The following is a 14498-nucleotide window of genomic DNA, read 5'->3' as shown; positions in this document are numbered from 1 at the left end:
AGTGCTGAAAAAGTGAAATACAAGGAGGAAATTATGAAAGTTGGTGTCCCAAAAGGCTTATTGTATTGTAAATACCATCCTTTTATAGAGAAATTTTTAACTGAATTAGATGTAGAGGTAATTACATCTAAAGATACAAATAAAGAGATTTTAAATCAAGGGGTTAAATATTGCGTTGACGAGGCTTGTTTGCCTATAAAGATATTTCATGGACATATAATAGATATAAAGGATAAATGTGATTTATTAATAATACCTAGAATTATGAGGGTACGCGCCCGTGAATTTATATGCCCCAAGTTTTGTGGGCTTCCGGAAATGATATTATATAGCATACCCAATATGCCAAAGCTAATGACAGAACCCATATATGCCACAAATGAGAAGGAGCTATATACTTGGTGCAAAAAACTTGGCAAGATGATTACAAAGGATACTAGTAAAATAAAAAGTGCCTTTAACAGTGCCTTAAAAGAGCAGAGAAACTTTAAATTTGGTATTAAAGATGAAGATTTTAAAATAACTATTGCATTAGTAGGGCATCCATATAATCTTTACGACACTTTCATTAATATGAATATAGTAAAAAAATTAAATAAAATGGGGGTGGGGGTAGTAACAGAAGAATATGTAGAGGAAAAGCAGATTAAGTTAGAAGTAAATACTCTTTTTAAAAGGCCTTTTTGGACCTTTGCTACAAATTCTTATGGATTTACAACTGCAATAGCAAAAGACAGTGAAATTTCCGGAGCAATATATATATCATCCTTTGCTTGTGGAATAGACTCTGTTGTACTTGAACTTATTAAAGAAAAAATTGAAGATTTTCCACTACTTATATTAAAAGTTGATGAACATACTGGTGAAGGCGGTCTAGACACAAGAATTGAGGCTTTTATTGATATGATTGAAAGGAAAAATAATAATGAAAATAACATTTCCACATTTAGGCAACACACATCTTGCAGCTAAAGCACTATTTGATGGACTGGGAATAGAGTGCATAATTCCACCTTTTAGTAGCAACGAAGCATTAGAGATGGGTTCAAAGGTTTCTCCAGAAGAAATGTGTTTACCTTATAAAATCATGATGGGTAATTATTTGCAGAGTATAGAGATGGGAGCAGATACCATAATACTTCCTGGGAGTTGTGGACCTTGTAGATTTGGTGAGTACTGTGAATTACAGATTAATGCACTAAAGAAAATAGGACATGATTTGACCTTTATTGTAATTGACAGCCCTTTTGATATAGGAAAAGAGGAATTACTAAATCGTCTATCTAAGATTTCAAATAATAGTACAAAAGGTAAGTTTCAAAAAATCAGAGCTCTAAAGACAGCCTATGATGTAATTGATCTAATAGAAAAGATTGAAACTGCAGCAAATTATTTAACCGGATATGAAGTAAATAAAGGTGAATTTAAGAGGCTTTTAAAAGAATGCAAAATTAATGCTGCAAAAGCAATTACTCCATCTGACATGGTGAATGTTCTAAAAAAATATAAGAATAAAATTAAGAGTATTCCTATTGACGAACATAAGTCTCCAGTCAAAATTGCAATTATTGGGGAAATTTATACTGTAATCGAACCCTTTTCTAATCTTTATATAGAAGACAAACTTATGGATTACGGTGTAGCAACTAAAAGAATGCTTACTCCAAGTTGGTGGGTTAAAGATGCAGTGCTTAGCCCACTTAAGCTTAATTCAATTGGCATAAGAATGGCCTCTAGAGAATATCTTCCACATTATATTGGTGGTCACGCTAGAGAATGTATAGGAGAAGTACTACTTGCAGAAAGAGATAATTTTGATGGAGCAATTCAAATTTTCCCTATGGGCTGTATGCCGGAAATTGTATCAAAAGCTATTTTGCCTGCAATATCAAATGACAAGGATTTTCCAATAATGACCTTGGTAGTAGACGAAATGACTGGCGAGGCAGGATATATTACTAGAATAGAAGCATTTATAGATATGCTAGAAAGGAAGAAAAACAATGTACTATATGGGAGTTGATGTAGGATCTGTAAGTACTAACATTGTACTACTAGATAATACTTTAAAGGTAATTGAAAAGCTATACTTAAGAACAAAAGGTAAACCAATAAAGGCAATCCAATTTGGACTTAAAATTTTAAGTGAGCAATATCATAGTGAACAAATAAGTTCTGTAGGGACTACAGGTAGCGGAAGGCAGATGGCAGCTTTTTTAATGGGAGCTGACATCGTAAAAAATGAAATTACTGCTCATGCAGTGGCAGCCTTAGAAATTGACAAAGATGTGTGTACCATATTAGAAATTGGAGGCCAAGATTCAAAGATAATCTTACTTAAAAAGGGCATAGTTACAGATTTTGCAATGAATACGGTGTGTGCAGCAGGTACCGGGTCTTTTCTTGATAGGCAGGCAGAGAGGCTGGAGATACCTATTGAAAAATTTGGAGAGTATGCATTAAAGTCAAAAGCGCCTGTAAGAATAGCTGGTAGATGCGCTGTGTTTGCGGAATCTGACATGATACATAAGCAACAACTTGGGTATAACGAAGAAGACATAATAGGAGGACTTTGTGAAGCAATGGTGCGGAATTATCTTAGTAATGTAGGGAAAGGAAAAGATATTCGCAGAAAAGTATTTTTCCAAGGTGGAGTTGCAGCGAATATTGGCATTAAAGCAGCTTTTGAAAAAGCCCTAGGAATTGAGATTTATGTTCCAGAGCACTATGACGTAATGGGGGCAATAGGAGCGGCAATACTTGCAAAGGAAGAACTTATGAAAAGTGGAAAAACCAGTTTTAAAGGCTTTGAAGTAGCAACTAATGATTTTGTGCCTAGGAGTATTGAGTGCAATGGCTGTGGTAATAATTGTGAAGTAATTGCAATAAAAGATGGAGAAAAAACTGTAGGCTGCTTTGGAGATAGATGTGGAAAATGGAGCGGTAAGATGGTGATATAAAATTTCAGTTTAAACAGGTATGAGTGCTATTAGCGCTTGTATCTGTGGTGGTAGATAGATTTCTAAAGCCCTACAGGTATTTAATCAAATACTTGTGGGACTTTTTTATGTTAAAATCATGAATTTAGTAGGATAATTATTTTATTTAATATAACAGTTTTAAAAGTATTTATTAGAATATATTGTAGCTTCATAATTGCTCCACAATTGAGTGATAGAATAAATATAAAGAGAAAAACAAATAGAGGAGTGATACTAAATGAAAAATAAAGTTATTGTTTTAATAATAGCGAGCATACTAACAGTAGGAGGAATTTCAGTTGCATATGCAACAAGTAGAAATGATGTAACTTCCAATGATTTTAACAGAGCAATGATGGGAACAGAAAATAATAATAATAATAATAATATTAATAATAATTCTAGAGGGTCCATGATGGATAAGCAAAATGCTGGAGGTCAATCAAATAATAGTTATAATGATATGATAAAAATAATGAAAGATAATGGCTTCAATGATGGAGTAAAAGCAATGGAAAATAGAGATTTTGATTCTATGAGTAATTTAATGAATAACATAAGTGATGCTGATTATAAAAAAATGATTGATGCAATGGGTGAGAATGGTTATGGGTCTATGGATAATATGATGAAATCCATAAGCAAAGAAGATATGACAGGGTTTCATGGAAGTATGATGAGAAGATAATATTCTAGCAGATTATTAAAATAAATAGTATAAAGATAATGAAATAAGAGAAGCACAATCCTAATGTATCATTAGTGATTGTGCTTCTCTTATCGTGAACCTAGACAACCTACATCCTGAAAAACACACAATATGGGTACTTTATAGAAGTGACATTATTAAACTAGTTACATGTCCTGTACCCATCATAAAAATAAAGACATTAATTTTTTTATGGTAGTTAACCTTACCCCTTTTGATGGATTACAACTTTTACAAGTTAATTGAAAGTTTGATGGATCATTAGAACCACCTTTCTCTAATGGAATTATGTAATCATAGGTTATTTTACTATCTGTACTAATCAGACAAGTTAAATCTTTACCACAAATCTGGCATCTCCCTTTATCTCTAAAGAATACTCCGTTTTTCAACCATTTAGGTAAATCGGTAATCCGCTTTATTACTCCATCTTTTTCCAAATATATTTTATATTTATCTGTTTTCATCTCTTTTATTATCTCAGAAATGCTTTCATTAAACTCTTTTAAAAGCTCCTTATCCATATATAAAATTGTAAAAATTTCTTCTACAATAACTGGAGTTAATTTATAGTATAATTCAATTAGTTTCGAATAATATTCCTCTTTTAGTTCGATATTATTTTCTTCCTTTTCAGTCATATCAGGATAATCTATGTTATAAACTAAAAGAGTATCAATTACATTACCTATTATACTTTCATATCCAGTTTTTCGTATAGCATAATCCAGTTCATCCTCATGAATAAACTCAATATAATCATGTAATAATGTTTTTTTATTAGGTATAAGTATTTTTTCTAAAAATCCATCATTTTTATTTTCAAAGAAATTAGATGGATGCCATTCATTATTTATATAAGTAGCTAAATGCATAACTGTTTTAAAATTAAATTCTCTAAAATCCATTTTTCCTCCCTAAAATATTCAATGTTGTGCTAACTTAGAGGTCGCATCTATAATTGAATATTATTAATTGCTATTTACCCCCAGGGTCTTATCATAAGATTGTGTTTATATTCTATGAATATAAATCGTACTTAGATTATATAAAAAAAACATGTAGATTTTATAAAGATAGATACTAGCAATTTTTTTTGCATTATCTAAAGTTATTTTTGAAAAATAGTTTTAGCAAATTGCTAAAAACATAATTTCTTTATATTCTTATGTAATACTAATAGTAGATAAAGTTAAATTATTTGCGGAAGGGAGTTTTAGCTGAGTTTCCGCATTTAACAAAGGTACTACGAATAAACGGCTTTGAGCCATTACGATAATATTCAAATTTGAAGGGAGATAAATATAAATGAAAAAGAAAATATTAGTAAAAAGTATGACTTTTGAACATGGTCTAAATCATGTTGTCGAAGCGTTAATGGAAATTGGGGTACGTGAAGTGGATATTAAAAAGCTTGTTGTAACTGCTGAGATAAGCGAGAATATTACTGATAAAATTATTAAGGCAGCTATTGAAGAGGTAGGATATGATGTTGTAAAAATAGAAACTGCTGCTTTGAAATATACTAAAATTTCAAGTACTATACGAAAATATGATAAGAAAATAGCATAGAGATAATTCTCTAGATGTTTTAAATGAAAGATTTGCTTTGGAGAAATAAATTAAGATGAATATAATAATAAAAAAAATATATTAATAAAGTATAAATCATAAATGAATGTTAGTCATATCAAAGGAGCTGCGAAATCTTTTCATTTGATATGATTTTTTAATTAGGGATAAGATATTAGCATGTCTATGCCCTCCATACTATTTTAAAATGCATAAACCATAAATGTGGACAATCTTCATATGAACTACATAAGTTTATGTTAAATTCTCTCTGTGTCTTATGAATTTTAAAAGAGTGAAGGAGATGTAATAATGAAGAATGCCCTGAGAAGTATCGCAGTTGCAATTACCTTGATTTTAACTTCAAATGTAACAACACTCGCGATTCCAACAAATGAAAAATTACAACAGCAGAAGGATTCACTAAAGAAAATTCAAGATGAGAGGGGAGCAATTGAAACTAGACTAGAAAAGTTTGATAATGAAATTGAGGCAATCATGACCAAGACAGAGGAAAATAAGGCGAAAATACTCCAAACTAAAAAGGCAATTGAAAGTGCCACTGCGAAGGCTAAACAGATTGAAACGGAAAACAAAAAGGAACAAGAATTATTTAATAGTAGAATGAGAACCTTGTACATAAATGGATTTGATGGGTATATGAGTGTAGTACTTGAGTCAGAGAGCTTTGGAGATTTTGTATCTAGAGTAGAAAGCATAAAAACCATTATTGAATTTGATAAAAAAGTAGTGGCGGAGTTTAAAGTTGCCCAAAAAGAATTAATTGAAAAGCAGCAAAGTTTAAATAATACAAAGGAAGTATTGCTTAATTTGCAAGTAGAAAACAAGCAGAAGATTGATAAGATAAACGTTACTAAAGAATCACAAAATAAATTGATAACTGAGCTAAGGAGCAAGGAAATTGTCTCTAAGGAGTTACATAATAAATTGATAGAAGAACTAAAAAATAGCAAGGAAAATATTCTTGTAGCACAAATAAGGGAGTCAGAAGTGTCAGCAAGTAAAAGTATAACAAAAATAAAAAAAATAAGAAATTCGGCACCTAAATATACGCCTTCAAGAGGATCAGCTGCTATATCAGATAATGCTATAATAGCCTACGCTTCTAACTTCCTTGGCACACCATATTTATGGGGTGGAACGTCGCCTTCGGGGTTTGATTGCTCAGGATTTACGCAATACGTATACGCGCATTTTGGAATATCAGTAGGAAGAACCACCTTTGATCAGATAAATGATGGTGTACAAGTATCAAGAGACAACCTTCAACCTGGAGACTTGATATTCTTTGGAACTTTTGCGAGTCCTCATCACATGGGCATATACGTTGGTGATAATAATTATATCCATGCTCCTCGTACAGGAGATGTAATTAAAATTTCACCAATGGTAAGAAAAGATTATGTAACTGCCAGAAGAGTAAAATAAAAAATACATATATTGTGCATAGTACAATTTTGAAGTTTTTTTAATGAACTTTGCACAATATATTTTCTTTATTATCCTATTGATTAATTTATAGCGATTTGAAGACGTTTTTTTTGTAGATATAATTATATTATGAGGAGTCAAGCTATCAGAGAAATGAGAGAATCTTTCCATTGATTTTTTCACTGGATTTTACTTTCACATTATTAACTCCTTAAATAACATATTTTTATATATTATGCTAAATATTAGAGAATCATAATAATGAGCAGAATTCAAATATGTCAACTATTAAATTGAAAAAGGGGTTAATTAAACGTGAATAATATATTGATTATTGAAGACGAAGAAAAGATTTCAGAAATACTAAAAGCATATCTTGAAAATGCAGGCTATATTGTTTATTGTACTACAAAGGGTATGGAAGGTATAAAACTATTCGAAAAAATTGAATTCAGCTTAGTTATATTAGACCTAATGCTGCCTGACATATCTGGTGAAGAGGTTTGCAGTGTACTAAGAAAAATTTCTGAGGTGCATATATTTATGCTTACAGCAAAGAGTACTTTAGTGGATAGAATAGAAGGATTAAATCTAGGAGCAGATGAGTATCTCGTTAAGCCATTCAGTCCACGAGAACTAACTGCAAGAGTAAATTCTTTATTTAGAAGGCTGAATGCAAATGAGTGTGAAACAAAAATTTATAATAATGGTGATTTAGAAATTAATTATGAGAAAAGAACAGTCAAAGCACGTGGTGAAGAAATATATCTTACACCAAATGAATTTGACATAGTACATATTCTTTCATCTAACGAGGGGAAAATATTTACAAGAGAAAAACTGATTGAAAGAATTATGGGAATAGATTTTCAAGGTTTTGATAGAACAATAGATGTACACATTAAGAATATACGTAAAAAGATAGAAGAGGACACCAGAAATCCTAAATATATATTAACTGTAACTAAAATTGGTTACAAATTTGGTAGTGATTAATTTATGCAAAGCATAACCGTGTATTTTAATGGAATGTTGAGATCATCGCACAAATAATATACGAACAGTAAGATATAAGAAATAAGTGCCTAAAATATATCTATGCACATATTATCTACATTACTTTTTAATATAATGGTATTACAAGCAACTTTAAATAGCATATTTTTAAAAAAATATATAAGGGGTGCTTTAAATGAAGGAGCCAATAATAAAAAAGAAAGTCAATAATAAAATACTCATGATTTCAGGTATTTGTCTTGTCTTTATTATCTTAATTGGAATATACCAAAGCGGTATACTTAGTAAAGATACGTCTACAAATAAGGATGTTGGCAATAAAGATGCAACTTCAAGTAAGTTAAATATTCCTAATGAGAAAGTTGCTACTGGAGATTTAAAGATTCCTAAAAGTGAGGTTACTAAAACCGCAAAGTTTTACCCTTATAAATCAGGAGATACGTACATGGAGGTACTAGCTGTAAAAGCTAGTGATGGAACTATAAGAACCGCATTTAATACTTGTGAGGTATGTTATACATCAGGCAAAGGGTATTATAAGCAAGAAGGCGATGAATTAGTTTGTCAAAATTGTGGTAATAGATTTAGTATTAATCAAATTGAAAAATTAAAAAATGGATGTAATCCAGTACCAATATTAGAGACCGATAAAATAGACGATGGAAGTAATTTAGTTATATCTCAGAGTTATATGGGTAAAAACATAAATTATTTTTCAAATTGGAAAAAACAATAAAGTATGCTTTTAGTTTCTTCACATGTCAAACATATAATGTAATTAAATTATGAGTGTTTTCTAAATTATAGAAAGCATATTGGAGGGGTAATAATGAATTTTAATGAAGATAAATAAGTTAAGCAAAGTAATGGTAAGCATAGTCCACTAAAACATATGGCTCACATGGTAATTTGTTGTGGATTACCTATAGTTATTCTGTTTTCTTTGCCGATTATAACAAAGATTAGTCCAAGCACTGGTAGAGTAGTTCTGAAGATGTTGCCATTCTTATGTCCAGTAATGATGATTTTAATGATTCCAATGATGATGGGTGGCAATAAAAAAGGAAGTTGCTGTGACAATACCAATGAGGATAAGAAAACACTTGAGATTAAATAATATAATTTAATGTTAATTAAGTTTTTTTATTGAAATTTCTTACATTTCTTTATAAAATCTACACATCTCTTTTGTATAATTAAAATTAAGATTTATATTTATAGGATTAAAGGTACAGCTTAATATTCATGAACCTTGCAAGATAAAGATCCATTTAATATAACATTAAATATCAAAGTAAGAACTTTTAGGAGGTAAAAAAGTGAGCGTTAAAAAAGAAAAAATCAAAGTCTTTGACATGACATGTACATCCTGCGAGGCAAGAGTGGAAAGAGCAGTTACAAAATTAGATGGTGTAAAAACCGCTAAGGCTAGTTTCAGCGCCCAATCTTTAACTATAGAGTATGATACAGATTTCTGTAACAAAGAAAAGATTAAAACTACTATAAAAGCAGCTGGTTATAGTACAGAGAATTCAAATAACTATAAAATAGTGGGTATATTTATAATTGTAGCAGCAATTATATTAATTGGAAATTCAACAGGTGGAATAGATATGACCTCAAGGCTAAACGGTGCTACATATTTTGTTCTATTCATTGTTGGGGCCCTAACCTCAATTCATTGTGTAGGTATGTGTGGGGGAATAATGCTATCACAAAGTATAAATAAAGATAGTAAAAGTAAATTTGATTCCATGAAACCTGCCATTCTATACAACGCAGGTAGAGTTGTCTCCTACACTATTCTTGGTGGGATAGTTGGTTCTCTAGGTTCTGTGCTTTCGCTCTCATTATCCGTGAAGGCTGGACTTCAAATATTTGCTGGTTTGTTTATGATAATGATGGGACTTAATATGAGTGGCTATAGCTTATTTAGAAAGTTTAATATAAAGCTCCCATGGTCTGCTTGCAAGCTTAAGAAAAAACCAAAAACTCCTTTTTTAGTTGGTGTTCTTAATGGACTTATGCCCTGTGGACCCCTTCAGACAATGCAACTATATGCATTAGGAACTGGAAGTGCTTACAAGGGTGCCTTAGCTATGCTAATATTTTCTCTAGGTACAGTACCATTAATGCTTACCTTTGGCGCACTATCAGGTCTTATAAGTAAAGGATATACAAAAACTCTTTTAAAATTTAGTGGAATACTAGTTGTAGTTTTAGGTATGGTAATGGGAACTAGAGGACTAGCCCTGGCTGGTGTTAATGTGCCTTCTACAGCTTCACTAGCTGCTACTTTATCTGGTAATAAAACATCGGCATCAGCAACACCCGCTGCTAAACCAGTTATAGAGAATGGGGTTCAGATAGTTCGGATGACGGCAGATGGTTCTGGTTATACCCCAAATGGTCTATATATACAGAAAAATATGCCTGTAAAATGGATAATTGATGGTAAGGCATTAAATTCCTGTAACAACCAAATTATTATTCCGTCTTTAAACATTCAGAGGGATTTGAAGCAAGGCGAGAATGTTATTGAATTTACACCAAAGGATAAAGATTTAAACTTCAGCTGTGGAATGGGCATGATTAGGGGTATATTTAAGGTGGTTGATAATGTTGCAACTGTGGACACCTCAAAGCCTGATGCTTCAATACCAGCTCCATCAAGTGGAATGCCTGGTTGTAACATGGGTGGAGGAGATTCCACAGCACCTGCAACCCCTCAAAAGCCAAGTATTTATGGTACTGATTTAAGTAAGGTTAAAACAAGTAGATTGATTCACATTGCATTACTTTCCGGTAGCAATCAAACTGCTTCAATTAAAGGAATAGGATATGAATTTGAACCATTAATTATTGTTGCAGAAAAAAATGCTAATACAACTTTAAGCTTTGATTTAAATAATTTTGATAATCCTGATGGGACCTTTGAAATTGCAAACGCTGATACAGGCACAAATGTAGCTACGTTTAAAGGAAAAAAAGGAATTGTTAAAGCAACTGCTACCTTTAGTGCTAATGGTTTCTATACAATTTTAAAGGACGGCAATATTGTAGGTGCTATAGTTATTGTAGATGATTTGAAAAATGTAGATTTAGAGCAAATAAGAAAAGAGTATTTAGGCGCATAGGTGAATAATAATATGTTTCTTCATTTAATCTTCATAATAATTGGATATTATATAAATATAAAAATTAGAAGGAGTTGTTTTAAATATGAAAAAAAATAAAAAAATTATGATATTGTTAACTTTATCTATTCTTACTCTATCATTTGTGGGCTGTAGTAGTAAAGCTCAAACTGTAAGTAAAGACTCGGATGGTGCTCTTAAAGCTTTTAATGCCATTGTAAAGGCAAACCCTAAGAGTAAAGGCTATCATGGTACTCTTCAACATTGGGGATTTAAGCTTCCTGCAAATGATAAGTTCGAATGGACTAAAGATACCTCTGCAAATAAAATAGACTTTGCTATGGTAATAGATGCGGATCCATTAATTAAAGCTGGTCTGGATGTTAAAAAGCTAGACACGAGTAAGTGGGTATATAAGCCTGCTGAGATAGAAGGCGGGGTTCAGTTATCAAATAGAATAATTTTCCCTTATAACGTAAGTGATAATAAAGAAACTTCAAATGGCTCAGAGGATGCTTTTAGAAGAATCTTAGAGCAGGATCCAAAGCTAATCAAGTATATGGCAGATGAAAAACATTATGTTTTAATGCTTGGAGAGGGTAATTCAGTGCACTTTACAGAAAAATTAGGAGCATCTGATGAGGACATGGAATTTGTATTTAAGGCAGAGCCACTAATTAAAGCAGGCTTAGATGTTACAAAACTTCAGGGTACTGGATTTAAATTAGAAGTAGCAGGTAAGGATAATATGGACAGTAAAGATGATGAATTAGTTAAAGGTTATAAATTAAAATAAATTTAATTAGTTATAAATATACTATGCATTTAAGGTGTATAGTATATTTAATAGGCACCCCCCATAGGTGAGAGGAGATACTTAAATGAATCAAGAAAAAATCAAGGCAGTACAATCCTTAAAAACTTCAAAGGGACAAATTGAAGGAATTATAAAGATGATAGAAGAGGGAAGATATTGTGTAGATGTATCTAATCAGATAATCGCAGCTCAATCTCTTTTAAAGAAAGCTAACTTATTAATATTAAAACAGCATCTAAGTCATTGTGTTAAGGACGCGGTACTTAGTGATAATGGTGAAAAGAAGATTGATGAGATAATTGATTTGCTCTCAAAGATTATGGATAAATAATAAGGTATAAAGGAGGAATATAAGGTGGAAACAAAATCATTAAAAATAGAAGGAATGACCTGCGCTGCTTGTGCAAAAACTGTTGAAAGGATTTCAAAGAAGTTACCAGGCGTGGTGGAAGTAAATGTGAATTTTGCTACTGAAAAACTAAATATATCTTATGATGAAACAAAGGTTAATTTAGTAGACATACAAAATGCTGTAGAAAAAGGTGGTTATAAGGCTTTAGTTGAAACTAGTAATAAAACCTTGAAAATAGGGGGAATGACCTGCGCTGCATGTGCAAAGACCATCGAGAGGGTTACAAAAAAACTCCCAGGAGTGGTTGAAACAAATGTAAATTTTGCTACTGAAAAATTGAATATAAGCTTTGAACCGACCAGGGTAAGAACCTCTGACATAAAGAGAGCAATTGAAAAGGCAGGATACAAAGCTTCAGAAGATGAAAGTAACGTGGACATGGATCGAGAAAAAAAAGAAAAAGAAATAAAAGCCTTATGGAATAGATTTTTATTATCCGCAATTTTTGGAGTTCCATTATTATTAGTTGCAATGGTACCTATGATTGCTATGAAGCTTAATATTAATTTACCCAACCTTATTAATCCAATGATACATCCAAGTGGTTATGCTATTCTACAATTAGTACTTGTTCTACCAATAATGTATACAGGTAAAAAATATTTTACAGTTGGATTCAAATCATTATTTAGATTAAGTCCCAATATGGATTCATTAATATCAATTGGAACATCTGCTGCATTTTTGTATAGTTTATATGCTGTATATGAAATAATTTTTAATGGAAATGTGGATTATGAAATGTACTTTGAATCAGCAGGAGTTATTTTGACACTTATTACTTTAGGAAAGTATTTAGAATCAGTAACAAAAGGAAAGACTTCCGAGGCAATTAAAAAACTTATGGGCCTTGCGCCTAAAACAGCTATTATCATAAGAGATAATATGGAAATTGAAATTTCAATTGATGAAGTTGAAGTGGGTGATATAGTAGTTGTAAAGCCAGGTGAAAAAATGCCTGTAGATGGTGAGGTTGTGGAAGGAACAACGCTTGTAGATGAGTCAATGCTAACTGGTGAAAGTATGCCAGTAGAAAAAGCTATTGGACATAAGATAATTGGTGCAAGTATAAATAAGAATGGATCGATTAAGTATAAAGCAACTAGAGTGGGTAAAGATACTGCACTTGCACAAATTATAACTTTGGTTGAAAATGCCCAGGGGTCAAAAGCTCCTATAGCTAAGATGGCAGATATTATATCAAGTTATTTTGTTCCGGTGGTTATAGCATTAGCACTAATTTCTTCATTAGCTTGGCTTATATCTGGGGAGACCATAGTGTTTTCATTAACTATATTTATATCAGTGCTTGTAATAGCTTGCCCTTGTGCTCTTGGCCTAGCAACTCCTACAGCAATAATGGTGGGAACAGGAAAAGGTGCAGAATATGGTGTGCTTATAAAAAGCGGTATAGCATTAGAGACTGCACACAAGATTCAAACTATAGTATTTGATAAAACTGGAACACTTACTGAAGGAAAACCAAAGGTAACAGATATTGTTACTGTAGAGGGTATTGACCAGACATACTTACTTCAAATTGCTGCATCGGCTGAAAAAGGATCTGAACATCCGTTAGGTGAGGCTATAGTCAAAGGTGCAGAAGAAAAATTTTTACAACTTAAAAAGGTTGATAAATTTGAAGCTATACCTGGGTATGGAATAGAAGTTAGTATAGATGGTAGTAAAGTGCTGCTTGGAAATATGAAACTCATGGTAGATAGTAAAATTTCATTAGAGAAGTTAGAGGATATCTCAAACAAGCTGGCTGAAGAAGGTAAGACCCCAATGTATATCGCTATAGATAACAAGATAAGTGGAATCATTGCGGTTGCAGACACCGTTAAGCAAAATAGTAAAAAAGCCATAGAAAGACTTCATTCTATGGGAATAGAAGTTGCCATGATAACTGGTGATAATAAAAGAACTGCAGCAGCTATTGCAGCGCAAGTTGGTATTGATAGAATACTAGCTGAAGTTCTACCAGAGGATAAAGCAAATGAAGTTAAAAAGCTTCAAGCAGAAGGTAAAAAAGTTGCTATGGTTGGGGATGGAATTAATGATGCACCTGCACTTGCCCAAGCTGATATTGGTATAGCTATAGGATCAGGTACAGATGTAGCAATGGAATCTGCAGACATAGTACTTATGAGAAGCGATTTAATGGATGTACCTACTGCGTTACAGTTAAGTAAGAAAACAATAACAAATATAAAACAAAATCTATTTTGGGCTTTTGGTTACAATATACTGGGAATACCAGTTGCAATGGGAATACTACACCTATTTGGAGGCCCGCTTCTAAATCCTATTATTGCAGCACTGGCAATGAGTTTTAGTTCAGTTTCTGTATTAACAAATGCTTTAAGGTTAAAAGGTTTTAAGCCATTAACATAAAATT

The 14498-nt window shown here is 32.0% G+C and carries 14 protein-coding genes; 13 read left to right on the top strand and 1 reads right to left on the bottom strand.

The window, feature by feature from the left end; all coding sequences use genetic code 11:
• Positions 1-33 precede the first annotated feature (33 nt).
• The 4 genes from KPL50_RS14430 to KPL50_RS14415 all read left to right on the top strand — a co-directional run bounded on the left by KPL50_RS14430 (position 34) and on the right by KPL50_RS14415 (position 3669).
• Complete coding sequence (locus tag KPL50_RS14430) at positions 34-972, top strand: acyl-CoA dehydratase activase-related protein (RefSeq protein WP_216299236.1); 939 nt, start codon at positions 34-36, stop codon at positions 970-972.
• The gene (locus tag KPL50_RS14425) at positions 926-2023 is read left to right on the top strand and encodes an acyl-CoA dehydratase activase-related protein (RefSeq protein ID WP_216299235.1); all 1098 of its coding nucleotides are present in this window, start codon (positions 926-928) and stop codon (positions 2021-2023) included. Before KPL50_RS14430 ends, KPL50_RS14425 begins: the two co-directional genes overlap by 47 nt.
• Entirely contained in the window at positions 2004-2960 is a 957-nt protein-coding gene (locus KPL50_RS14420) for an acyl-CoA dehydratase activase (protein WP_216299234.1), read from the top strand. Before KPL50_RS14425 ends, KPL50_RS14420 begins: the two co-directional genes overlap by 20 nt.
• A 259-nt stretch (positions 2961-3219) precedes the next feature.
• On the top strand, positions 3220-3669 hold the full coding sequence (locus KPL50_RS14415) for a hypothetical protein (protein ID WP_216299233.1): 450 nt from the start codon (positions 3220-3222) through the stop codon (positions 3667-3669).
• 185 nt (positions 3670-3854) lie between these two features.
• Here KPL50_RS14415 and KPL50_RS14410 read toward each other — a convergent pair whose 3' ends face one another.
• Positions 3855-4598 carry an HNH endonuclease gene (locus KPL50_RS14410; protein WP_216299232.1) on the bottom strand — a complete coding sequence of 248 codons (744 nt, stop codon included), beginning with the start codon at positions 4596-4598 and terminating at the stop codon, positions 3855-3857.
• A gap of 400 nt (positions 4599-4998) precedes the next feature.
• Between KPL50_RS14410 and KPL50_RS14405 the strand changes: the two genes are divergently transcribed.
• From KPL50_RS14405 to KPL50_RS14365, 9 genes are all read left to right on the top strand, one after another.
• Positions 4999-5262, top strand: coding sequence for a heavy metal transport/detoxification protein (locus KPL50_RS14405; RefSeq protein WP_216299231.1), 264 nt, complete (start codon positions 4999-5001; stop codon positions 5260-5262).
• 312 nt (positions 5263-5574) lie between these two features.
• On the top strand, positions 5575-6711 hold the full coding sequence (locus KPL50_RS14400) for an NlpC/P60 family protein (RefSeq protein WP_216299230.1): 1137 nt from the start codon (positions 5575-5577) through the stop codon (positions 6709-6711).
• Between the two features lie 318 nt (positions 6712-7029).
• Complete coding sequence (locus KPL50_RS14395; RefSeq protein WP_216299229.1) at positions 7030-7710, top strand: response regulator transcription factor; 681 nt, start codon at positions 7030-7032, stop codon at positions 7708-7710.
• 196 nt (positions 7711-7906) lie between these two features.
• Complete coding sequence (locus KPL50_RS14390; protein ID WP_216299228.1) at positions 7907-8467, top strand: DUF2318 domain-containing protein; 561 nt, start codon at positions 7907-7909, stop codon at positions 8465-8467.
• Positions 8468-8674: 207 nt separating this feature from the next.
• A complete protein-coding gene (locus KPL50_RS14385) occupies positions 8675-8848 on the top strand; it encodes a hypothetical protein (protein ID WP_309245183.1) in 174 nt (57 codons plus the stop codon).
• A 202-nt stretch (positions 8849-9050) separates the two neighbouring features.
• A complete protein-coding gene (locus KPL50_RS14380; RefSeq protein ID WP_216299226.1) occupies positions 9051-10868 on the top strand; it encodes a sulfite exporter TauE/SafE family protein in 1818 nt (605 codons plus the stop codon).
• A gap of 85 nt (positions 10869-10953) precedes the next feature.
• A complete protein-coding gene (locus tag KPL50_RS14375) occupies positions 10954-11664 on the top strand; it encodes a hypothetical protein (protein ID WP_216299225.1) in 711 nt (236 codons plus the stop codon).
• 85 nt (positions 11665-11749) lie between these two features.
• Entirely contained in the window at positions 11750-12016 is a 267-nt protein-coding gene (locus KPL50_RS14370; protein ID WP_216299224.1) for a metal-sensing transcriptional repressor, read from the top strand.
• Positions 12017-12040: 24 nt separating this feature from the next.
• On the top strand, positions 12041-14494 hold the full coding sequence (locus KPL50_RS14365; protein ID WP_309245182.1) for a heavy metal translocating P-type ATPase: 2454 nt from the start codon (positions 12041-12043) through the stop codon (positions 14492-14494).
• The last annotated feature ends 4 nt before the right edge of the window (positions 14495-14498 follow it).

It is taken from the genome of Clostridium sp. CF012 (assembly GCF_018861755.1).
In the GTDB taxonomy this organism is placed as follows: Bacteria; Bacillota; Clostridia; order Clostridiales; family Clostridiaceae; genus Clostridium_AD.
This window is presented reverse-complemented; position numbering and strand designations above follow the sequence as displayed.